This is a genomic window from Paenibacillus odorifer, from assembly GCF_000758725.1.
Taxonomy (GTDB): domain Bacteria; phylum Bacillota; class Bacilli; order Paenibacillales; family Paenibacillaceae; genus Paenibacillus_AQ; species Paenibacillus_AQ odorifer.
Genome location: NZ_CP009428.1, coordinates 717,653 through 741,712 on the forward strand (window position 1 = coordinate 717,653; position 24,060 = coordinate 741,712).

At 45.2% G+C, this 24,060-nt stretch carries 15 protein-coding genes, 3 rRNA genes and 3 riboswitches; of the genes, 16 read left to right on the plus strand and 2 right to left on the minus strand.

All coding sequences use genetic code 11. The features are described 5' to 3' along the window. The first annotated feature begins 126 nt into the window (after positions 1-126). The 15 genes from guaA (at position 127) to PODO_RS03180 (ending at position 20,206) form a co-directional block, all read left to right on the plus strand. Positions 127-1,665 (plus strand): glutamine-hydrolyzing GMP synthase, encoded by a 1,539-nt coding sequence (gene guaA / locus PODO_RS03110; protein WP_036679874.1) that lies wholly within the window; start codon positions 127-129, stop codon positions 1,663-1,665. Positions 1,666-1,810: 145 nt separating this feature from the next. After that, positions 1,811-2,275, plus strand: coding sequence for a hypothetical protein (locus tag PODO_RS03115; RefSeq protein ID WP_038568636.1), 465 nt, complete (start codon positions 1,811-1,813; stop codon positions 2,273-2,275). 202 nt (positions 2,276-2,477) lie between these two features. Then, positions 2,478-2,577, plus strand: a riboswitch (purine riboswitch). A 122-nt stretch (positions 2,578-2,699) separates the two neighbouring features. Further along, complete coding sequence (locus PODO_RS03120; protein WP_036679893.1) at positions 2,700-4,100, plus strand: NCS2 family permease; 1,401 nt, start codon at positions 2,700-2,702, stop codon at positions 4,098-4,100. Positions 4,101-4,502: 402 nt separating this feature from the next. Further along, positions 4,503-6,758 carry a glycosyltransferase 87 family protein gene (locus PODO_RS31780; protein WP_038568639.1) on the plus strand — a complete coding sequence of 752 codons (2,256 nt, stop codon included), beginning with the start codon at positions 4,503-4,505 and terminating at the stop codon, positions 6,756-6,758. Continuing rightward, positions 6,748-8,526, plus strand: coding sequence for a phospholipid carrier-dependent glycosyltransferase (locus tag PODO_RS31785; RefSeq protein WP_038568641.1), 1,779 nt, complete (start codon positions 6,748-6,750; stop codon positions 8,524-8,526). The genes PODO_RS31780 and PODO_RS31785 overlap by 11 nt, the downstream gene beginning before the upstream one ends. 97 nt (positions 8,527-8,623) lie before the next feature. Further along, positions 8,624-9,604, plus strand: coding sequence for a glycosyltransferase family 2 protein (locus PODO_RS03135; protein ID WP_038568643.1), 981 nt, complete (start codon positions 8,624-8,626; stop codon positions 9,602-9,604). Continuing rightward, positions 9,591-9,998 (plus strand): GtrA family protein, encoded by a 408-nt coding sequence (locus PODO_RS03140; protein ID WP_036679899.1) that lies wholly within the window; start codon positions 9,591-9,593, stop codon positions 9,996-9,998. The genes PODO_RS03135 and PODO_RS03140 overlap by 14 nt, the downstream gene beginning before the upstream one ends. Before the next feature lie 102 nt (positions 9,999-10,100). Continuing rightward, entirely contained in the window at positions 10,101-10,766 is a 666-nt protein-coding gene (locus PODO_RS03145; protein ID WP_244886418.1) for a class D sortase, read from the plus strand. Between the two features lie 113 nt (positions 10,767-10,879). Further along, positions 10,880-10,962: riboswitch (cyclic di-GMP riboswitch) on the plus strand. 74 nt (positions 10,963-11,036) lie between these two features. Next, positions 11,037-11,117: riboswitch (cyclic di-GMP riboswitch) on the plus strand. A gap of 13 nt (positions 11,118-11,130) precedes the next feature. Then, entirely contained in the window at positions 11,131-11,940 is an 810-nt protein-coding gene (locus tag PODO_RS03150; RefSeq protein WP_038568647.1) for a transglutaminase-like domain-containing protein, read from the plus strand. Between the two features lie 367 nt (positions 11,941-12,307). Next, a 16S ribosomal RNA gene (locus PODO_RS03155) occupies positions 12,308-13,865 on the plus strand. Between the two features lie 232 nt (positions 13,866-14,097). Then, positions 14,098-17,024, plus strand: a 23S ribosomal RNA gene (locus PODO_RS03160). A 128-nt stretch (positions 17,025-17,152) separates the two neighbouring features. Then, positions 17,153-17,269 (plus strand): 5S ribosomal RNA (rrf, locus tag PODO_RS03165). The 16S, 23S and 5S rRNA genes sit together here, the layout of an rRNA operon. A 238-nt stretch (positions 17,270-17,507) precedes the next feature. Further along, positions 17,508-18,272 (plus strand): acyl-[acyl-carrier-protein] thioesterase, encoded by a 765-nt coding sequence (locus PODO_RS03170; RefSeq protein ID WP_038568649.1) that lies wholly within the window; start codon positions 17,508-17,510, stop codon positions 18,270-18,272. A gap of 184 nt (positions 18,273-18,456) precedes the next feature. Beyond that, a complete protein-coding gene (locus PODO_RS03175) occupies positions 18,457-19,044 on the plus strand; it encodes an RNA polymerase sigma factor (RefSeq protein ID WP_036680935.1) in 588 nt (195 codons plus the stop codon). Beyond that, positions 19,019-20,206, plus strand: a complete 1,188-nt coding sequence (locus tag PODO_RS03180; protein ID WP_038568651.1) for a DUF4179 domain-containing protein — start codon at positions 19,019-19,021, stop codon at positions 20,204-20,206. The genes PODO_RS03175 and PODO_RS03180 overlap by 26 nt, the downstream gene beginning before the upstream one ends. 106 nt (positions 20,207-20,312) lie before the next feature. Here the strand turns inward: PODO_RS03180 and PODO_RS03185 are convergent, their stop codons facing one another. Both PODO_RS03185 and tsaA read right to left on the minus strand, forming a co-directional pair. Further along, complete coding sequence (locus PODO_RS03185; protein WP_038568653.1) at positions 20,313-21,230, minus strand: AraC family transcriptional regulator; 918 nt, start codon at positions 21,228-21,230, stop codon at positions 20,313-20,315. A gap of 50 nt (positions 21,231-21,280) precedes the next feature. Next, positions 21,281-21,727 carry a tRNA (N6-threonylcarbamoyladenosine(37)-N6)-methyltransferase TrmO gene (tsaA, locus tag PODO_RS03190; RefSeq protein ID WP_038568655.1) on the minus strand — a complete coding sequence of 149 codons (447 nt, stop codon included), beginning with the start codon at positions 21,725-21,727 and terminating at the stop codon, positions 21,281-21,283. Positions 21,728-21,854: 127 nt separating this feature from the next. Here tsaA and PODO_RS03195 point away from each other — a divergent pair, with 127 nt between their 5' ends. Further along, the gene (locus tag PODO_RS03195; protein ID WP_038568657.1) at positions 21,855-23,990 is read left to right on the plus strand and encodes a DNA topoisomerase III; all 2,136 of its coding nucleotides are present in this window, start codon (positions 21,855-21,857) and stop codon (positions 23,988-23,990) included. The last annotated feature ends 70 nt before the right edge of the window (positions 23,991-24,060 follow it).

Genomic DNA, 24,060 nt, shown 5'->3' on the forward strand with positions numbered 1-24,060 from the left:
GCCATAGCAAGGAAGGTTCTGCATGAAGTTTTATCACTCTCTGATTATGAGAGGCGTGTCCTCCTTTCCTTGACGATGAGAATTAACCATGAGTATAATGAATCCAATAATCAAGGGAGGCACGTAATGAACAAGCCAAATGAAATTATCGTCGTTCTCGATTTTGGAGGACAATACAACCAACTTATCGCGCGCAGAATTCGGGACCTGGGAGTATACAGCGAACTTTTGCCGTACAATACGCCAGTTGACAAGATTAAAGCACTTTCGCCTAAAGGAATTGTCTTCTCCGGCGGACCTAGCAGTGTATACGCTGAAGATGCACCACACGTAGATCCGGCTATTTATGATCTAGGAGTGCCGATCTTCGGTATTTGTTATGGTATGCAGCTGATGGCTCATCAGCTTGATGGTAAAGTAGAACGTTCAGCTAAACGGGAATATGGTAAAGCTGATGTTGACTTTGCAGAAGGAACTGCTTTAGTTGCAGGATTGGAGAACCGCCAGACTGTATGGATGAGCCACGGTGACCATGTAGTTGAGCTTCCAACAGGCTTCAAGCTGGATGCAGGTACAGAAAGTGCTCCAATTGCAGCAATGAGCAATGCGGAGCGCAAATTGTTCGCTGTGCAATTCCACCCAGAAGTACGTCACTCCGTTCAAGGTAACGAGATGATCTCGAACTTCTTATACCAAGTTTGTGGTTGCGACGGCAAATGGACAATGGAATCGTTTATCGATGAAGCCGTTCAAGATATTCGCAATCAAGTCGGAGATAAAAAAGTACTCTGCGCTCTTAGTGGCGGAGTGGATTCTTCCGTTGTGGCTATGCTTATCCACCGTGCAATTGGAGATCAATTGACTTGTATGTTTATTGACCACGGTCTTCTGCGTAAAGGTGAAGCAGAAAGCGTTATGGAGACTTTCGTAGGCAAATTCGATATTCATGTAGTGAAAATCGATGCACGCGATCGCTTCATGAGCAAACTTGCAGGTGTTGAAGACCCTGAGCAAAAACGTAAAATCATTGGTAACGAGTTTATCTACTGCTTCGACGAAGAGTCAGCTAAGCTCGGAGATTTTTCATTCCTTGCACAAGGTACGCTTTATACGGATATCGTTGAGAGTGGAACAGCTACAGCGCAAACCATTAAATCCCACCACAATGTGGGCGGTCTGCCAGAAGATATGAAATTCAGCTTGATCGAGCCGCTAAACACCTTGTTTAAGGATGAAGTTCGTAAACTCGGTGAAGAGCTGGGCATGCCACGTGCGATCGTATGGCGTCAGCCTTTCCCAGGTCCAGGTCTTGCTATTCGTGTCTTGGGTGAAGTAACAGAGGACAAGCTTACCATCGTTCGTGATTCTGACTACATTCTGCAAGAAGAAATTGCTAAAGCAGGATTAGACCGTGAAATTTGGCAATACTTCACTGCACTTCCTAACATGAAGAGTGTCGGAGTTATGGGTGATGCTCGTACGTATTCCTACACAGTAGGTGTCCGCGCAGTAACTTCCATCGATGGCATGACCGCTGACTGGGCACGTATCCCATGGGATGTTCTTGAAAAAATCTCTGTACGTATTGTCAACGAAGTTGAGAACGTAAACCGTGTAGTGTATGACATTACTTCGAAACCACCTGCAACGATTGAGTGGGAATAGCATATAGCAATAAGAAACCTGCAGCTCCTTATTTATTAAGGGACTGCAGGTTTTTTTATTAACCGTGAAGCTTGTGACGGACCCTATATAGCAACTATAGAGAATGTGATAAACTGGAAAAAATAAACTTACAGGAGCCAGTAGAATGGGATTCTCACTTATTGGAACACTAATAGCTATGGTTATTCTTGCCCCAAGTTTGCTGATAATTAAGTTTCCGCCCGATCATGTTCCCAGCGGTTTAAAAGATGCCGGTATCGTCTATACCCTTTTGGAGAGAGTAGGGCAGTTGGGGGGTATAGCCATTCTTGTGATTTCAAAGGATAACTTCGAAAATGTAGAATTCGGGATCTGGGCTGGACTTATCTTTGTGTTTATCACGATTTATTACGGTTTATGGATTCGTTATATGGTTAAGGGACAGCAATTCAGATTATTATGGGCTCCATTATTGTTTCTTCCGATTCCCATGGCAGTTCTCCCTGTTTGTGCATTTGGATTTGCGGCTATATGGGGCAGATCTTTTTGGTTAGGTATTGCAGTGATTTGTTTAGCTATAGGGCATTTTGCTAATTCTTGGCATAGCTATCAGTATTCCAAAGACCAATAAGCTAGGGCATGTTGAAACTGTTTTATAGGGAAAAATACCCATTTAATAAGGCTTTTGATAGTTAATAAGCTGCATGATTTAATGGATTTTGGGGTTGGAGTTAAAGATAAAAATGTATGAATTACGAACAATAGAAAAAATAAAGTCGAAAATGTTCGCTTTTTTCATTGACAACTTATGTGATGTCCCCCTAAAATGATAAAGCACAACAACATAATTCTTTCGTATATTTCCGGGAATAGGCCTGGAAGTTTCTACGAGGTCACCGTAATGACCTGGCTACGATTAAGAAGAGCTGAGCAACCCGTATTAGCCTGAATCTAGGGCTATAGTCATGGGTGCTACTCTTTTTTTCGAGCCGGTGTCGATCAGATACCGGCTTTTTGTTGCTGTCAGCCACAACATACCTTAGGGGGAGAACAATTTGAATCGGTTTTTCAAGTTGAAAGAGAACGGCACTACAGTACGTACAGAGATAATGGCCGGCTTGACTACGTTCATGGCTATGGCTTACATCCTGTCGGTTAATCCGAGCACATTAACAGCATTTGGCCGCATCGATATGGGCTGGTACTCTGTATTTCTAGCGACTGCGCTGGCAGCAGGTATTTTCACCATTGCAATGGGCGTGTTTATAAACTTTCCAGTAGCATTGGCACCAGGTATGGGACTTAATGCATACTTTGCTTCCGTAATTTTGTCTTCTGCAACCTCAGAACATCCATTCACTTGGCAAATGGGTCTGACTGCAGTATTTATTTCCGGTTTGATCTTCATCCTGCTCACGGTTACCCGAGTGCGGCAGATCTTACTGACAGCCATTCCTGACAGCTTGAAGCATGCCATTACCGTAGGTATCGGGATGTTCATTACAATCCTTGGGCTTAAGAACAGTGGTTTGATGACGATTGGTGTCGAAGCTGGTAAAGATATTTCCGCCAATACATTCACAGACGTCCTATCCTTTGAAACAATTATTCATATGGGTAGTCTAGAGAACACTGATGTACAATTGGTAATTATCGGATTGCTTCTTATTTCCATCCTGATGGTACTGCAAGTTAAAGGTGCGATTTTATTCGGTATCTTGGGTACAACCCTCGCGGGTATACTGATGGGTGTAGTTGATTTTGGCTCATTGTCCAGTCCGACAACCCCTTGGGTGCCTGACCTGACGCAATTGAACTTTTTCGAATTTGACTGGGATGGTATCCTGCACACCGGTATTGTTTCAGCAATCGCAACATTCACTTTTGTAGAATTGTTCGATACATTTGGTACACTTGTAGGTACTGCTCAACGCGCTGGTATTATGGACAACCCTGAAGAAGGTAACAAACGTGTAGGTAATGCAATGTTTGTCGATGCCATTGCTGTAGCTGGTGGTGCGGCATTGGGTACTTCCACTACTACTGCTTTTGTAGAAAGCGCGGCAGGTGTTGCTGAAGGTGGACGTACAGGTCTTACAGCTGTAACAACGGGTGTGTGCTTCTTGCTTGCGTTATTCCTTGCACCAATAGTGGCTCTGATCCCTGGATCTGCTACAGCCGCAGCATTGATTGTCGTAGGCGTGCTCATGGCACAATCGATTCGCGAAATTGATTTTCAAGATATGGTTGTTGCGATTCCAGCGTTCCTTACTCTAGTAATCATGCCTTTCACTTATAATATTGCTAATGGTATTTCCTTTGGTATCGTAACTTATGTAATCCTTGCTTGTGTAGCTAACCTTGCTGGCAAGAAAAAATACGATATTCACTGGATGATGTGGGTACTTGCTATTCTGATTATTCTCCGTTATGTATTTCTTGGTAGTGCGGGCTAACTCATATATAGCATACAGATGTGCATTCAAAGGCTCCTTCATAACTGAGGGGGCCCTTTTTTTTATATTTTTGTTGGCACTTAACCGTTCAGGTTAGTCTATGTTTCTAGCTTTTCATCATCTATGATTTAGATTATATTGTTGAAGAGGTGATGTTCAGGACGAGGCAGCCTTGGTGTTAGAGTCCAATTTGTTACCCACCTTGATCCTGATCTCTGTTTATTTTGTACTGAAAATACTTCAAACCCCTAGGTGGTCCTATGGTCTTACCATTTTGTTAGTTCTCTCGCTTTATGCATATAGAATGGCCTGTTTTTTTTGCTCCGGCATTTGCTTTAGCCACTACGATTCTTCTATTCTATATAAGAGTCTATATAAGAGCCTTGAAGCTTAGGCGATCCTATGGAATGGAGTATTGTGGATGGAAGGGTTTGCGATCCAGATAAGGTAAACATGCCCTATATTTATATGCTCTTTTATGAGAAAATCAATCCAAATGATTTCTTAGCAACGGTGAAACACACTAATTCGGGAGCTGTTTTTCAGAAGGTATATGCTTTTGGCTGGACTAAGATGAATATAGGACGAGGTGAGGTTGGGACGATGATCAAGAGTACACGTGCGGCCGTAATGACTGTATTGATGCTGTTATTGTTTGTGCTTCCTGTAACAAGCATTTATGCAGAGGGGAATCTATTGCAGAACCCTGGCTTTGAGGAGGGGGGAGATGATGCGCCTTCTAACTGGACTAAGGATATGTGGATTTCAGGAGACAACTCAGGCCTACTTTCAATCCAATCGGAGGAAGTTCATTCCGGCAGCAAGGCGGCAGTCATTGAGAATATCGAACCCAATCATTTGAAATGGGTGCAGACGATTGAGGCTACGCCGAATAGTTATTATAGAATCTCTGGATGGATCAAAGTAGTAAGTACAGCAGGCGAGGGAATAGGCGCCAACATTCTTGCCGTTGGAGTAGGCGGGGGGTATCCCAGCGTAACTGATACGGCAGGTAAATGGCAGTATCTTGAATATATCGGCCAGACAGGACCGGAGCAGAAGTCATTTGGCATAGGCGCAAGTCTGGGCGGCTACTCTAGCTTAATTCAAGGTAAGGCTTATTTTGATGATTTTGCTGTAGAAAAATTAGACGCGGCTCCCGAAGGGGCTAACGTCATTTCGCTGGATAGTGCAGCGGTTAGTCCAGATGCAGGCGACAAAAAGGCAGACACTCCACATAAAGTATCTCCAACTAAGATGTTGCTGATCTCAGCGCTGTTTAGTGTGTTTTTTGCAGTGCTTTATACTAAAGCATTCCGTAGTGAGAAGCTTATGAAGCAGCCTGAGAATATTTATTCCAAATGGCTGAGTATTGCCATCGGAGTTGCTTTTATCCTGAGGGTGTGGATTGGTCTTACCGCGCAAGGATATCAGAATGATATGAATACCTTTATTTCTTGGGGACAGCGTATGGTGGATTTAGGTCCAGGCAAATTTTATGAAGAAGGTTATTTTGCCGATTATCCTCCAGGCTATTTGTACATATTGTACGTGCTTAGCGCCATACGTGGCGTTTTAGGATTCACTCAGGGCTCAGGTGGAGAGAATTTACTCTTCAAGCTCCCTGCGATTCTTTCTGATTTGGTGCTCGGCTACTTCATTTATCAAATGTCACGCAAAAAACTCGGCACAGGAATTGCTTTCGGCTTGATGTTGTTGTTTCTGTTTAATCCTGCGGTACTTATTAATTCAGCGGCTTGGGGACAAGCAGATTCGTTCTTTTTGATCTTCCTGCTGCTCAGTATCCACGGCGCTGCGAACAAAAAGTTTGTTCGCTCCGCAATTTTGTTTGCCTTAGCGACGCTAATTAAACCGCAAGCGTTGATATTCACGCCGGTATTGTTGTTTGCTTTTTATCATCACCGCGCTTGGAAGCAGCTTGGATTCGGAGCTTTGTATGGATTAGGGATCTTCGGATTGCTTGCGGCACCATTTTTCTGGAATAACGGAGGTCTGGTAGGGATTATTGATCTTTACAAGAGTACGTTATCTTCCTATCCGTATTCTTCAGTGAATGCATTTAATCTGTATGCACTGACTGATCCGATGTGGTCATCCCTTGATCTAACCTGGCTTGGCATTCCATACCGTGTATGGGGCTTCATATTTATTTTAGTGGCTGTAGCTGTTGCGGCATTTTATTCCTTTAAAAAGGATCGCTTGGACCTGACCAAATCCTATTTTATCGGCATGGTGCTTATAGTAGTGGTCTTTGTGCTTGGCACCAAAATGCATGAACGTTATATGTTCCCTGCTCTTATTCTTTGTTTGTTTACTTATATAGAAAGTCGGGACCGCCGCTTTTTATCGCTATTTCTCGGATTCAGCTTAACGCAATACATCAATGTGGCGTACACCTTATCCCACCTGAATGCAGATGTTAGCCCGGGTGCAGACGGAATCGTATTAGTGACTGCTATAGCTAATCTAGCATTACTGCTTTATATGCTGAATATCGGTTACGATGTGTATGTCCGCAAGGGTATAAAACCTCTTCCAGCACCAATTACACTGGAAGAACAATATGAAGAAGATTTGAGAGTTGTCGGGCAAGTTAAACCGCATCAGAAGGGAGGGCGATCTAACGATGAAGTTTAAGCGTATAGATTGGATATGCCTAATAGCTATTACGGCCGTTTACGCAGCGCTTGCTTTATATAATCTTGGCTCTACTAAATCTCCAGAGACCTTATGGGAGCCTGCTGCCAGTGGTGAAAGCTTCTATGTAGATTTGGGGCAGAGTAAACCATTGGAACGGGTCAATATCTTTGGTGGCGTAGGCACGGGGAAGTTCAAGCTGGAATTCAGCGACAATCCTGAGGTCTGGAGCAGTCCGATGGATGTCAGTGAGGATGTCGGGAATGTCTTCATCTGGAAAAGCCAACCCCTGAACGTTACTGCGAGATATGTGAAGTTTACAGTTACCTCTCCAGGGTTCACTTTGAACGAAATGGCTTTTTATGAGCAGGGGGGGGGAAGAAAACCTCTTCCTATTGCCGGTGTGACACCGGATGCTAACGCAGTTCCTAAAAGAGGAGCAGCGGCCAATCTTTTTGACGAGCAGTCGCTCATTCCGGAATATTCTAACTTTATGAATAGCACTTATTTTGACGAGATCTATCATGCGCGAACAGCTTATGAATATACACACGGGATTGTGCCTTACGAGAATACGCATCCACCGCTTGGTAAGTTGTTAATTGCCATAGGGATGGAGCTGTTCGGGGTCAATCCATTCGGCTGGCGTATTATCGGAACCTTGTTCGGAGTTGCCATGTTACCTCTCATATATGTAATGGCGCTGCGTTTGTTTAAGAAAAGCAAATACGCCGCCCTCGCGGCAGGATTGTTTGCACTGGATTTCATGCATTTCACACAGACAAGAATCTCCACGATTGACGTATACGGAGTATTCTTCATTATGTTGATGTTCTATTTCATGCAGCGGTATTACACAATGAATTTCTACAAGCAGCCTTTGAGAAAAACATTAATTCCGTTATTCTGGTCTGGCTTATTCTTCGGAATCGGCGTAGCTTCGAAATGGATTGTGCTCTATGGAGGAGCAGGGCTGGCCATTATGCTGGCTATCTCCCTTTTTGAACGCTACAGAGAATACCAAGCCTCCGGACGCCTGCTGGCCGAGGGGAAGATTAAAGACAAGGAATTGCTGGGCACCTGTCGTGAAGCGGTAGATTCTTTTTGGAAAAAGACTATTATTACGTTGGCTAGTTGTATCGGGTTCTTTGTAATTATTCCAGTAATTATTTATAGCTTATCTTTTGTGCCAGGGTTATCTGCATCAGCAGAGGGCTTCACTATAAAAGGTTTGATTGATTCCCAAAAGAATATGTACAACTACCACAGTCAGCTTGTAGCTACACATCCCTTTGCTTCCTCATGGTGGCAATGGCCGTTTATGAAGAGACCGGTCTGGTTCTTTAGCGGCGGTGAAGGTTTGCCGGAAGGTCAGGTCAGCAGTATAGTGACTATGGGGAATCCTCTTATCTGGTGGACGGGTATTTTTGCGATGCTGGCAACGCTGTGGATTACGCTGAAACGTAAAGATAAGAACCTCTACATGATCTGGATCGCCTTCTTCTCGCAATATGTTCCGTGGATGCTTGTCCCAAGAGAAACATTTATTTACCATTATTTTGCTATGGTACCATTTATGATTCTTGGTATTGTATATATAATGAAGTTGCTGGATAGTAAATTCCCTGAGGCCCGTTACGTACAGTATGTCTATGTAGCCGTTGCTTTGCTGCTCTTTATCGCTTTCTACCCGGTACTGTCAGGGATGCAGGTGAGTGGAGATTACGTAAAGGATATGCTGCGTTGGTTCCCTACTTGGGTTTTCTAGGATTTAATAAAAATCTATAAAATAAGTTTATGCATGCAGCGTTATTATGAAGTGTAGATGGATGTAACGCTCCAAAAAGCTTGTAGGAGGAATAAAGGTGAAAGCCAGATATAGTGTGATTGTACCCATGTTCAATGAGGAGCAAGTAATTAGCCATACTTATGAACGTTTGAAAAAAGTAATGGACGAGTGCGGCGATACTTATGAGCTGGTCTTCGTCAATGACGGCAGTCGTGATCGTTCCGCCCAGATGATTCGGGAGATCTGTGAACGAGACGAGCATGTCAAGCTGATTGACTTCTCGCGTAATTTCGGACATCAGGTAGCGATTACAGCTGGCATGGACTATGCCGAAGGTCAAGCGGTTGTTGTTATTGACGCTGATCTTCAGGATCCTCCGGAGGTCATTTTGCAAATGATCGAGAAGTGGAAAGAGGGCTACGACGTTGTATATGCGAAACGCCTGAAGCGCCACGGAGAAACGATGTTCAAAAAGGTCACCGCGAAGCTTTTTTACCGCCTGCTCAGCAGTATGACAAGTGTGGATATTCCTACGGATACAGGCGATTTCCGTCTTATTGACCGTAAGGTATGTGATGTCCTGCGGGGACTTAAAGAAAAGAACCGCTATGTCCGAGGTTTGGTGAGCTGGGTTGGCTTCAAGCAGACTATGGTGGAATATGAACGGGAAGAACGTTTTGCCGGAGAAACCAAATATCCGCTGAAGAAAATGATTCGTTTTGCGTTAGATGGCATCACCTCTTTTTCACATAAGCCGCTTAAGATTGCTACGTATATTGGATTCTTCCTTTCATTCTCTAGCTTTCTCTATTTATTTTTCGTCTTGTTTCAAAAGATATTTTTCACCTCCTGGACGGTTCCGGGCTGGGCTTCCATTGTAGGCGTCAATCTGCTCTTTAACGGTATCGTTCTGATGCTGTTAGGTGTGATTGGGGAGTATATCGGACGGATTTATGACGAGTCTAAAGATAGACCGCTATACATTGTTAGTGAGACTAAAGGCTACCAGAACGAAGAACAACTGGACCGCCGGAAGGACCACAATGATGTCAGATAAGAACTTGCGTGCTGCATTCATACAGTTCCTTAAATTTAATGCCGTAGGTTTGCTCAATACGCTTATTGATTTTGTGATTTTCACATTGTTGAATTCACTAGGGATGGTATACGCATTGGCGCAGGTGATCTCCTATAGTGCAGGTACGGCGAATAGCTTTATTTTGAATAAAAAAGTAACCTTTCGTGATCGCAACCGGGGGAATAAAGAAGGCTTCGACCGCGTGCAGCTGGTCAAGTTTATCGTGCTGAATCTGGTAGTGCTCGGAATATCACTGCTGCTAATGCATCTGTTGACAGACAGACTAGGTATTCAAGTCTTGATCTCAAAGGTGCTGGTTACATTTATCACGGTGATCATCAATTTCTTTGGAAGTCGTAAATGGGTATTTTAAACATTAATTTCAGGCAGAAGGAGTTGCTATGCTTAAAGGCAAGTAGCTGTTTCTGCTTGATTTGTATATAACCATAGAAACAATATACGGAGGTGAATAACATTGCGTAAATTCTCCTATCTACTCATACTGGCTGGGATACTTATCATGTTATATCCGACAGCTAACGAATGGTACAACGACAGGCAGCAGGAGAAGTTATTAGAAACGGCTGAACTAAGCACTGCCGATAGTACTCCCCAGCCAGATTTGAAGAGCAGGTATGCTGAAGTTACTCAGCTGTTAGCAGAGGAATCGGTTCTGGATGCTCAGGCACAGCCCCAACCCCAAGAGACAGAAAAGCCTGAACCGGAGATTGAGGTCGGTGGCAAAGTAATCGCACTAATTGAAATCGGTAAGATTGATTTGAAGCTGCCTGTATTAGAAGGGGCTACAAAAGCTAATATGAAACATGCTGCAGCCCATATGAAAGAAACGGCACCCCTTGGAGAGATCGGAAATGCTGCAATCGCGGCGCATCGGGCTAGAACTACGGGTCGTTTGTTTAACAGATTGAATGAGGTTGTTGTGGGGGATGTTATCACGGTAAAGACTAGTGATCAGGTGTTTAACTATGAGGTATACGATATTTCTGTTGTAGATCCGAGTGATGTCTCCGTTCTTGACGGGAATGACAAGGATAAGATTCTTACTCTGATTACATGTGATCCGCTAGTGAATCCAACGCATCGGCTGATTGTTCATGCCAAATTAACAAAAGGAGAATAGTGAATGACAAGAAAACACAAATACCGGGAGATATTTATAAAATAATGGGTAATCTAGTAAATTAGGTCTTGTTCACAACTATAAATATGATAGTATTATACTATGAAAGCTAAACACGATAACGGCAAACCTTCCGAAAGGTAGGGACGCAAAGCTAAAGGGCCTTTTCCCGAAAGGATGGCAGCCAGCTACCGAATGAAGAGGCTTTTTTTGTTTGTTTCAAATGGATTCTATCAACTATATCTAGTAAAGCTAGAACAGATAGAGCTTATACGATAACGGCAAACCTATCGAAAGGTAGGGACGCAAAGCTAAAGGGCCTTCCCGAAAGGATGGCAGCCAGCTACCGAAAGGAGTTTTATCCGTGAAAAAGGTTTATTTTATGCTGGTGGCGCTGTTCGTCCTAATGACTTCAGTTCCGGTAAGTACAGCTCAAGCTGCAAGTGCAGATGCCAGCTGGTTGATTACATCCAAAGTGGCTCAAGGTGTTATTGGTATTAACTATGATATTCCGAAAGATAAAAGAATCAAACTCATGATCACCAAAGATAACAGCAGCTATACTTATAACTTGTATGCTTCTGGACAAGCTGAGGACTTCCCTTTGCAACAAGGAAATGGGACTTATAAGGTTTCGGTTCTGGAGAACACAACCGGTAATAAATACAAAGCGTTATATTCCGAAGTAGTAGACGTAACCATGAGTGACTCGAATTCCGTATATTTGGGCTCCGTACAGAATGTGAAATGGAGTTCTTCTGATAAAGCGATTGTCAAAGCTAAACAATTAGTACAAGGCAAAACAACAGACGAAGAGAAAGTTAAAGCGATCTATAACTATGTAGTTGCGAATGTACAATATGACTACTCTCTTGCTAATAGTGTAACTACTGATTATATTCCAAGCATCGATAAGACATTGACTACTAAAAAAGGGATTTGCTATGATTACGCTTCTCTTTTTGCCGCAATGCTGCGGAGTGTAGATGTTCCTGCTAAGTTGGTAATGGGGAATACAAGCTACGTTACGCAATATCATGCCTGGAACGAAGTATTGCTTAATGGGAAGTGGGTTACCATTGATACTACAGTGGATGCAGGACTTGCAAAGAGTGATAAGAAAACCGATTTAATTAAAGCCTCAAGCAAATATACTGCGGCAAAATACTATTAAATTCGCCGCTAGAAACATAACTCTATTAAATAAACAACTAGCTTAATTATTAAGCTAGTTGTTTATTTTTATATTAGGGGTTGCTTTTCTATTAATAGTTGGGGTATTATAGGTAAGCGTTGTTAGACAGCGTACAGGCGATACAGACGAGGCTGATAAAAAGCTTCGAAAAATAAAGCTTGCATTTCTGAAAACAACATGATATATTATAAGAGTTGCTGCTGAGACATTAAACGGCGCCAACGAGAACTTGATCTTTGAAAACTGAACAACGAGTGAGTAGGAAATCACGCAAGTGATATCCAAAATTAGAGAATTAATTTTCTCGTCAGATGTTTCAAAATGAGCATATGGCTCTTTTCAATACTAATTGGAGAGTTTGATCCTGGCTCAGGACGAACGCTGGCGGCGTGCCTAATACATGCAAGTCGAGCGGAGTTACTTTGAAAGCTTGCTTTCGAAATGACTTAGCGGCGGACGGGTGAGTAACACGTAGGCAACCTGCCCTTCAGACTGGGATAACTACCGGAAACGGTAGCTAATACCGGATAATTTCTTTTTTCTCCTGAGAGAAGAATGAAAGACGGAGCAATCTGTCACTGAGGGATGGGCCTGCGGCGCATTAGCTAGTTGGTGGGGTAACGGCCCACCAAGGCGACGATGCGTAGCCGACCTGAGAGGGTGAACGGCCACACTGGGACTGAGACACGGCCCAGACTCCTACGGGAGGCAGCAGTAGGGAATCTTCCGCAATGGGCGAAAGCCTGACGGAGCAACGCCGCGTGAGTGATGAAGGTTTTCGGATCGTAAAGCTCTGTTGCCAGGGAAGAACGTCCGGTAGAGTAACTGCTACCGGAGTGACGGTACCTGAGAAGAAAGCCCCGGCTAACTACGTGCCAGCAGCCGCGGTAATACGTAGGGGGCAAGCGTTGTCCGGAATTATTGGGCGTAAAGCGCGCGCAGGCGGCTATTTAAGTCTGGTGTTTAAACCTTGGGCTCAACCTGAGGTCGCACTGGAAACTGGGTGGCTTGAGTACAGAAGAGGAAAGTGGAATTCCACGTGTAGCGGTGAAATGCGTAGATATGTGGAGGAACACCAGTGGCGAAGGCGACTTTCTGGGCTGTAACTGACGCTGAGGCGCGAAAGCGTGGGGAGCAAACAGGATTAGATACCCTGGTAGTCCACGCCGTAAACGATGAGTGCTAGGTGTTAGGGGTTTCGATACCCTTGGTGCCGAAGTTAACACAGTAAGCACTCCGCCTGGGGAGTACGGTCGCAAGACTGAAACTCAAAGGAATTGACGGGGACCCGCACAAGCAGTGGAGTATGTGGTTTAATTCGAAGCAACGCGAAGAACCTTACCAGGTCTTGACATCCCTCTGAATCTGCTAGAGATAGCAGCGGCCTTCGGGACAGAGGAGACAGGTGGTGCATGGTTGTCGTCAGCTCGTGTCGTGAGATGTTGGGTTAAGTCCCGCAACGAGCGCAACCCTTAACTTTAGTTGCCAGCAGGTAATGCTGGGCACTCTAGAGTGACTGCCGGTGACAAACCGGAGGAAGGTGGGGATGACGTCAAATCATCATGCCCCTTATGACCTGGGCTACACACGTACTACAATGGCCGGTACAACGGGAAGCGAAGCCGCGAGGTGGAGCCAATCCCATCAAAGCCGGTCTCAGTTCGGATTGCAGGCTGCAACTCGCCTGCATGAAGTCGGAATTGCTAGTAATCGCGGATCAGCATGCCGCGGTGAATACGTTCCCGGGTCTTGTACACACCGCCCGTCACACCACGAGAGTTTACAACACCCGAAGTCGGTGGGGTAACCCGCAAGGGAGCCAGCCGCCGAAGGTGGGGTAGATGATTGGGGTGAAGTCGTAACAAGGTAGCCGTATCGGAAGGTGCGGCTGGATCACCTCCTTTCTATGGAGAATCGTTCTCTGCAATGAGAACATTCAAATCGGAAGCTCAGCTTCCAAAACTCAGGTTTAGGCCTGTTACTCACTCGTTGCTCAGTTTTGAGAGTTTAAGCTCTCAAGTAAGACTTGATCCTTGAAAACTGGATACCGAAACGAATTTGCGTTTTAGAACATCTTTTAGCAACTTGTGCAAACAAGTAAATGTTATTAGTGAGATTTTTCTTCGGAAAAATCAAGGTTAAGCTAATAAGAGCACACGGAGGATGCCTAGGCGCCAGGAGCCGACGAAGGACGTGGCGAACAACGAAACTGCCTCGGGGAGCTGTAAGCAAGCTTTGATCCGGGGGTGTCCGAATGGGGAAACCCAGCTGTGGTAATTCGCAGTTACTCATACCTGAATACATAGGGTGTGTAGAGGCAGACCAGGGGAACTGAAACATCTAAGTACCCTGAGGAAGAGAAAACAATAGTGATTCCGTCAGTAGCGGCGAGCGAACGCGGAACAGCCTAAACCAAGGGGCTTGCCTCTTGGGGTTGTGGGACGTCTCACATGGAGTTACAAAGGAATATGGTAGGTGAAGAGGTCTGGAAAGGCCCGCGATAGAGGTAAAAGCCCTGTAACCTAAACTGTATTCTCTCCGAGACGGATCCCGAGTAGTGCGGGGCACGTGAAACCCCGTATGAATCCAGCAGGACCATCTGCTAAGGCTAAATACTACCTGGCGACCGATAGTGAAACAGTACCGTGAGGGAAAGGTGAAAAGCACCCCGGAAGGGGAGTGAAATAGAACCTGAAACCGTGTGCTTACAAAAAGTCAGAGCCCGATCTATGGGTGATGGCGTGCCTTTTGTAGAATGAACCGGCGAGTTACGTTTAACATGCAAGGTTAAGCCGAGAAGGTGGAGCCGCAGCGAAAGCGAGTCTGAATAGGGCGATTGAGTATGTGGACGTAGACCCGAAACCGTGTGATCTACCCCTGTCCAGGGTGAAGGTGCGGTAACACGCACTGGAGGCCCGAACCCACGTACGTTGAAAAGTGCGGGGATGAGGTGGGGGTAGCGGAGAAATTCCAATCGAACTCGGAGATAGCTGGTTCTCCCCGAAATAGCTTTAGGGCTAGCCTCGGTATAAGAGTAGTGGAGGTAGAGCACTGATTGGGTGCGGGGTCCGCAAGGATTACCAAGCTCAGTCAAACTCCGAATGCCATATACTTATTGCCGGGAGTCAGACAGTGAGTGCTAAGATCCATTGTCAAAAGGGAAACAGCCCAGACCATCAGCTAAGGTCCCCAAGTGTGTGTTAAGTGGGAAAGGATGTGGAGTTGCACAGACAACCAGGATGTTGGCTTAGAAGCAGCCACCATTGAAAGAGTGCGTAATAGCTCACTGGTCGAGTGACTCTGCGCCGAAAATGTAACGGGGCTAAACACACCACCGAAGCTATGGCTAGATACGTATGTATCTGGGGTAGGGGAGCGTTGTGTAGGGGTTGAAGGTGTACTGAAAAGAGCGCTGGACACTACACAAGTGAGAATGCCGGTATGAGTAACGAAAAGATCAGTGAGAATCTGATCCGCCGAAAGCCCAAGGTTTCCTGAGGAAGGCTCGTCCGCTCAGGGTAAGTCGGGACCTAAGGCGAGGCCGAAAGGCGTAGTCGAAGGACAACAGTTTGAAATTACTGTACCACCGTAATCCGCTATGAGCGATGGGGTGACGCAGGAGGGTAGTGACGCGGACTGATGGATGTCCGTCTAAGCAGTGAGGCTGATGTGTAGGCAAATCCGCACATCGTTAAGGCTGGGCTGTGATGGGGAGCGAAAATTATAGTAGCGAAGGTCATGATCTCACACTGCCAAGAAAAGCCTCTAGCCAGGAGAAGGTGCCCGTACCGCAAACCGACACAGGTAGGCGAGAAGAGAATTCTAAGGCGCGCGGAAGAACTCTCGTTAAGGAACTCGGCAAAATGACCCCGTAACTTCGGGAGAAGGGGTGCCCCGGTAGTGTGAATAGCACGAGGGGGCCGCAGTGAAAAGGCCCAAGCGACTGTTTAGCAAAAACACAGGTCTGTGCGAAGCCGCAAGGCGAAGTATACGGGCTGACGCCTGCCCGGTGCTGGAAGGTTAAGGGGAGTGGTTAGGGGTAACCCGAAGCTATGAACCGAAGCCCCAGTAAACGGCGGCCGTAACTATAACGGTCCTAAGGTAGCGAAATTCCTTGTCAGGTAAATTCTGACCCGCACGAATGGCGTAACGACTTGGGCGCTGTCTCAACGAGAGATCCGGTGAAATTTTAATACCTGTGAAGATGCAGGTTACCCGCGACAAGACGGAAAGACCCCATGGAGCTTTACTGCAGCTTGATATTGAATTTGGGTACGATCTGTACAGGATAGGTGGGAGCCGTAGAAATCGGAGCGCAAGCTTCGGTGGAGGCGCCGTTGGGATACCACCCTGATCGTATCTAGGTTCTAACCTAGTGCCCTAATCGGGTACGGGGACCGTGTCAGGCGGGCAGTTTGACTGGGGCGGTCGCCTCCTAAAGAGTAACGGAGGCGTTCCAAGGTTCCCTCAGAATGGTTGGAAATCATTCGCAGAGTGCAAAGGCATAAGGGAGCTTGACTGCGAGACCTACAAGTCGAGCAGGGACGAAAGTCGGACTTAGTGATCCGGTGGTACCGCATGGAAGGGCCATCGCTCAACGGATAAAAGCTACCCTGGGGATAACAGGCTTATCTCCCCCAAGAGTCCACATCGACGGGGAGGTTTGGCACCTCGATGTCGGCTCATCGCATCCTGGGGCTGAAGTAGGTCCCAAGGGTTGGGCTGTTCGCCCATTAAAGCGGTACGCGAGCTGGGTTCAGAACGTCGTGAGACAGTTCGGTCCCTATCTGTCGTGGGCGCAGGAAATTTGAGAGGAGCTGTCCTTAGTACGAGAGGACCGGGATGGACGTACCGCTGGTGCACCAGTTGTTCCGCCAGGAGCATGGCTGGGTAGCTACGTACGGACGGGATAAGCGCTGAAAGCATCTAAGCGTGAAGCCCCCCTCAAGATGAGATTTCCCAATTAGTAAGACCCCTTGAAGACGACGAGGTAGATAGGTTGGAGGTGGAAGTGCAGCAATGCATGGAGCTGACCAATACTAATCGGTCGAGGGCTTATCCTATACGTAGAATGCAGATTTGTTTCGGATTCAGTTTTCAGGCATCAAGCCTGAAATACGCTTAGAAATTCATTCTCACTTCTGGTGAAGAACCGAATTTCACGCGGCAGCGTCTGTTTCACAGACGCATGTTTGGTGGCGATAGCGGAGGGGTTCCACGCGTACCCATCCCGAACACGACCGTTAAGCCCTCCAGCGCCGATGGTACTTGGACCGAAGGGTCCTGGGAGAGTAGGACGTTGCCAAGCACACGAAGCCATTGTTGATTTATCAACAATGGCTTTTTTGTTCCCTTTATCGCTTAATTTAAATAATGTGGATAAGTTATGGGGAATTAACGAAATTATAAAAGTTACTAACATGTGGATGAAATAATAAAATATATTCAAAAATGAAAGTAGTCCCCAATTTATGTGGATAGAGCAGTGGTATATGTGGATACTTCAAGTAAATGCAAGGATATTTTGCATGGCAGGAGGATAAACAATGAACAACAGTAGCAATCTTGTGTGGATAGAAGATTTTTCTGTACATGCGAGCGACACGGATTATCGTTCGCAGGGTAAGTTATCCTTTATTCTGGATATCATGCAATGTGCGGCAGACTTCGCAGTGGGTAATTTGGGGATAAGTGTGGAAGAGATTCTGAATGCAGGAATGGGCTGGATGATGATTACGTTAGATCTTGATTTTAAGCGTATTCCCCGCCCAAATGATGTGCTTAGCGTACATACCTGGAGTAAAGGTACTAAAGGGGCTTTATGGCAACGGGATTATCGTATTTTCGATGCAGATCATATAGAAATCGCCACAGCACGATCCATATGGGCTTTAGTAGATATTGAGAAGAGAAAGATACTCAGACCGAATGCCCTTCCAGTTCAGGTTAAGCACTATAATGGCGATTCAGTAGGCGATATGCCTGTTAAGGTAACGATCCCTTCTGATATTACTATGGAAGAAGCTTATCGGTATCAGGTAAGATATAGTGGGCTGGATAGCAACGGACATTTGAATAATGCCCGATACGGGGATTTATGTTGTGATGCGCTCACTTTAGCGGAATGGGATAATGCAGAGTTCACACGCTTCCGGATTACTTATCTACAAGAAGCTAAGTTTGGGGATGAACTGACTATTTTACGTTCAGCTGTAACGGATGATGGTATATATGTACGCGGTCAGAATAGTGATACTGTGTATTTTGAAGCATGTATAGCGTTAAAAGTGTCAAATAGTACGAATGAGTAATTAATTTATAAATATGGAATATTATTATAAAAGCGATTTCTCCGAACTTCAATCGGGGCAGTCGCTTTTTTTATTGAAAAACGGATAATGTTTCTAACATATTTGGAAAAATTTTTTGAGCCTGTCACAATTAAAGGGATCACATTCGTTATATAGTTGTAGTCAATAACAAGGAGGTGATTCTTTGGAACGTCGCAGCCCCGGGGTCCAAGTGAATCAAACAATAATTGAAGAGGCTATCGATCAGGTTCTTGCGGGTAACCGCGAAGCCTATAGAACTATAATACAAGCCTATGAAAGAAAGATTTATACGTATTGCTATTATATTTTGAGAAGTCATGAAGAAGCAGAGGATGCTGTGCAAGATATATTTGTAAAAGTGTATCAGGAACTCAGACGTTATGAGAAACGAGTCTCTTTTAGTGCATGGCTGTATAAAGTGGCCTATCATCATTGTCTGGATCAGGTTCGCAAACGCAAGCGAAGAAAGCGTCTGTTGTCGCTATATAAAGAGCAGCAGCCCAAAGCCTATTATAATCCTAACGATGAGGAGCCATTGCAGAAGTTATTTATGGATGACCTGACAGCCGAAGAGAGCAATCTTTTGATTCTTAAGGTGGTTGAGCAATACAGTTTTGAAGAAATGGGTCAGATTATGGATTGTAATTCAGCTACTTTACGCAAAAAATTTGAACGTCTACGCAAAAAGTTAGTCCGGCAAAGAATGAATGAAGGAGGCAGCCCTCATGGAGAAATGGCAAGATCCAACTGAAAGTCAGAAGATGGAGCACATTCGTCAAACATTCCAAAATTATGAAATGCCGGTAGACAGTTTCAGCGATTCAATTATGAAGCGAATAGGAGACGAGGGAATGGAAAAACGAGCGTCAAGAAAGAATGGAAATAAGTTCCTGAAAAAATCATTGGTGGCTGCCTCGGCAGCAGCAGTGTTGGGTGCGGGCATAATCGGTAGCGGATTTGTATCCCCGGTCATGGCTGAAACGTTGAAGCAGATTCCTGTTGTAGGAAGTATTTTCAAGGGAATTGACGATAAAGGTCTAAATGCTGCTGAGGAAAAAGGATTATCTACTGCCCCTAACCAAAGCGTTACTCATGATGGAGTGACCTTAAAGGTTACCGATGCCTATTATGACGGCTCGCGGTTGGCATTTGCGATTGAACGGGAAGGCATTGATAATGATAAGATGATGGCTGAGATGATTATTGAACCGATTGAGTTCGATCCATCGCTAACAGAACAACATGCGAAAGTGACAATGAACCAGTCCGAAAAAGGGTTGTTGGGTTCAGCAGAAGTGAAATTGCCGAATGGGAAAAAACTGGAGAGCCAAATGTCATCTTTTGGTGATGTTGAGGGAAAAAAGAATGCTATTTTATACGATTACAGAAATCTAAATAATATAGAGGCTTTGGGGGATGAATTTGAATTAAGCATCAGTGTGCCGGTTACACAAATTGCAGAGCCTTTTGTAATCAAGGTGCCGGTGAAAAAAGTAACGGAAGGAATTATCAAGCTTGATCTGAACCAAACAAAAGAGGCAGAAGAATTCAGTTATACGATTACCAAGCTGGAATTAACTCCAGCCACAAGCAGATTACAGCTCAGCGAAGAAGGTAAAGCGCCAACTGTGAAAGAAAAGGATGGATACACAACCTCTGAAATGTTCTATGAAATTGTTGATGAACTAGGCAATGCGTTCTCATCGGGTGGGTCATTTAACTTGCCAGCTATAGTCTATCCTTTGGTAGACAAAGATTTCATACCGTTCGCGCAAACACCAAAGACAATTACAGTTAAGCCGTTTACTTACTCCATCGATGAAAATCATAAAGCATTAAGGGATGAAGAGGGAAAACAAGTTAAACATTATTATCCGGAGCTTGAACAAACGATTCAGGTGGAGCTAAAGTAACTGTTAATCCCATAAGCAAAAAAAGTCCGTGTCTGCATAGCAGATACGGACTTTTTATTAAAAGAGAAGAATTTATAAGCTACACAACTATAACATCTTTATATTTCTAAAAGAACCGGTTGTCATCTATAAAAGACGACAACGTGGTCTCTTCTTGTAAAAATTCTAATGGAATATAAATTTCACTCACCGAGTTTTCGTTATCTGGTCCAAGGTACAATTCGCCATAATATTCCAATTCAAATGGAATGGACATCCTGTATTCTGTTTTCGGCAGCCAGATTCCGTAGATATATTTATAGGTAGAAGGGATATCACAAGACCGGCCTTTATGGATGAATTTCAGATAACGTATGGGTGGTATGATCTGAAGGGGGAAAGTCTGATTGTGGTCTGCTTTTATAGGACTAATTTCGCAGGCACACATGATCGAAAACCCATTACTCTCATAGTCATCTGGCCAGAAGCCAAGCTGATAATATTTTTCAGGCTGTATTCTATCCGATATAGTGGCTACCTTATTGAAAAGCAAAGGCCAAGTATCAGAAATGACGGAGAAATCATGGTCTACTTTAACTACGGGTCCTTGAAGTATAATTTCTCCGAAATCAACGAGCTGGGGGGAGAGATCACTATCAGAAAGGACTTGAAGTAGATCTTGTTCATTTAGTCTAGGGAGCAAAGGGAGTTTCGTTTCAGTAAGTCTTTTTCGAACAAGAGAGGGAGTCGTGTGCAGCATTCTTTTGAAGGCACGGGTAAAGGTCTCATAGTTACTAAAGTTATAGTCTAATGAGATGTCCTGGAGTGAGCGCTCTGGCATTCGATGAATGTCCAAGGCTGCTTCAGAGATTTTGCGTCTGGCTATATAGTCGCCGGGTGCTATCCCAGTGACTGCTTGAAATAGACGGGTGAAATGATAAAGGGAGTATCCCATTTCTTTGGAGAGGACAGCTACAGGAAGAAACGTGGTTAAGCGATCCTCAATGAGATCTAAGGCTTGAATGATTAGTTGGCGATTGTTCAAGAGATGTCCTCCCATAACAGTTAATAGAAATGGTGTCTAGCACGATTACTTCAATTATTTGCTGTCCAGTCGCCCCAAGCAGCAGCCCAATCGGGAACGGTCACTTCCATTACGCGATCTGCACTAGGAAAATAGGCTTTGATGTCGAGAACCGGTGTACCCGGATAGGCATCAAGCCCGGCCACCTCTACTATTCCAGAGTCTACATCGACGGACAGGATTGCTGCTACACTAAGCCCAATTGGATTAGGGCGAATAGGGGAACGGGAAGCAAATACTCCAGTTAAGGCCGCATCATAAGGAGGCTGAATCTGTGTAGTCTGCCGGAAATGATCATCTGCAAACTCATGCAGCCACCAAAGTACTTGGCAATGACTAAACTGAGATAAACCTTTAAGCGCCGGCCTAAATTCTGGGTTGATTTCAAGCTGCAAATTTTGTGCTGTACCTCTAACCCATCCTATAGGTACTATATTATAGCTTTCTTGTTCATTCATTGACTATGACTCCTTTCGGGTATCAGATATGATCTAGTGTATAACAGAGGCATACGGTAAAGCCTGACGATATTTGCTAACATTCATTTAATGCTATAATGAAATTTGATGTGGAAAGGGGAGCATTATGAAGACACTAGTATTGGCGGAGAAGCCGTCTGTTGCACGCGAGATTGCACGGGTCATGGGATGTAATAATAAACAGAAGAGTTATATTGAAGGTCCAAAATATGTGGTTACCTGGGCGCTTGGTCATTTGGTCGGCCTGGCAGAGCCTGAGGATTATAATAAAAAGTTTGCAACTTGGGCCTTGGAGGATCTGCCGATTTTGCCGGAGAAGACCAAGCTGAAGGTGCTGCGGGAGACCAACCAGCAATACAAGGCTGTCCAGCATCTAATGAAACGTCAGGACATTGAGGAGCTTATTGTTGCTACAGATGCTGCCCGTGAAGGGGAGCTGCTGGCTCGCTGGATTATGAATATGGCAGGGTGGAAAAAGCCATTCCGGCGGTTATGGATATCCTCGCAGACTGATAAGGCAATTAAAGAGGGATTTGCAAAACTCCGTCCGGGTCGGGAATTTGATCGGTTGTATGAATCTGCACGTTGCCGCGCAGAGGCGGATTGGATGATTGGACTGAATGTCACGAGAGCTTTGACCTGTAAGTTCGGTTCGCCGCTCTCAGCGGGACGGGTACAAACGCCGACATTAGGGATGATCATGGATCGTGAACAGGAGATTACGGGTTTCCGTTCCGTCGATTTTGAGACGCTGACTGCTGATTTTGGGGATTTCCAAGCGGCATGGCGGGCCAGTAACGGTGATGGTCGGATATTCGAAAAGGATAAGACAGCCAGCTTAAAGGATAAGCTTACAGGACGCAGCGGCCGTATTATTAAGGTACAGAAGAGTGAGAAAAGTGAACCTCATCCACTGGCTTATGATCTGACTGAACTGCAGCGTGATGCGAACCGGAAGTTCGGCTTCTCCGCGAAGCAGACCTCCAGTGTGCTGCAGCGGTTATATGAGCAGCATAAACTTGTCACATACCCGCGTACGGACAGTCGTTACTTAACTTCAGATATGACGGGCACACTCAAGGAAAGACTGGATAGTGTTGCGGTCGGTCCATATGCAGCGTTAGCACGTCCATTGCTGCGCAAGCAGCTGCCGATTACGAAACGAATCGTGGATGATAGTAAAGTCAATGATCACCATGCTATTATTCCTACAGAACAGACCGTATTGTTAAATGGTCTGAGTACTGAGGAACGTAAGTTGTATGATCTGATTGTGCGGCGTTTTATAAGCTTGTTCTATCCGCCAGCTCGTTATGATGCGGTAGCTGTAACCGTCAATGTAGAAGGCGAAAATTTTCATGTCAAAGGGACGACGGTTAAAGATGCCGGTTGGCGCGAAGTATACGGCGGAGATATGAGTAGTGATGACGAGGAGGAATCTGCGGACGAGCCGGCAGCGGGCAGTGTAAAGCTGCCTGAGCTGCGCGAAGGGGCTGCTGTCACGATTAGCCGCTGTATGGTGCGTGCTGGCCGAACGCAGCCACCGAAGCGTTATAATGAAGCTTCGCTGTTGACGCAAATGGAGAAACACGGCCTCGGAACCCCGGCTACCCGCGCGGATATTATTGAGAAGCTGGTAAGCTCCGATACGATTGAGCGGCAAGGTAATCTCCTGCATCCGACAGGAAAAGGTAAGCAGTTAATCGAGCTGGTATCCACTCAGCTACGTACCCCGGATCTAACCGCACGTTGGGAAGCTGAGCTGGAGAAAATAGCGCGTGGTCAAGGCAAACCGGAGCTCTTTTTACAAGGTATCCGCAGTATGGCACAGGAATTGGTAACAGGTGTGAAAACTAGCGGAGCAGAATATAAGCCGCATAATGTCTCTAACAGCCATTGTCCGGAATGCGGTACAAGACTACTCGAGAAGAAGAGCAAACGAGGGAAGCTGCTGGTATGTCCTGCAGATAACTGTGGTTACACCCGTGCAGGTGAGAAAAGACTATCGAATCGCCGCTGCCCACAGTGCCATAAGAAAATGGAGCTTAAAGAGGGTAAAGCAGGCATGTTCGTACAATGTCTAGGCTGTGGAATCACAGAGATCTTAGATAAGGATCACAAGCATGTTAATAAACGTGAACAGCAAAAGCTGGTGCAGCAATACAGTAAGCAGGAAAGCATTGGTTCTAACCTTGGGGAACTGCTGAAAGCAGCGCTTGAAGGACAAAAGAAGGATAAGTAGTAGGAATCATCGGATGGTTAGCTTCAATTAAAACGAATGATTAGAATAATGAAGGCTGCTGAGTGTGCTC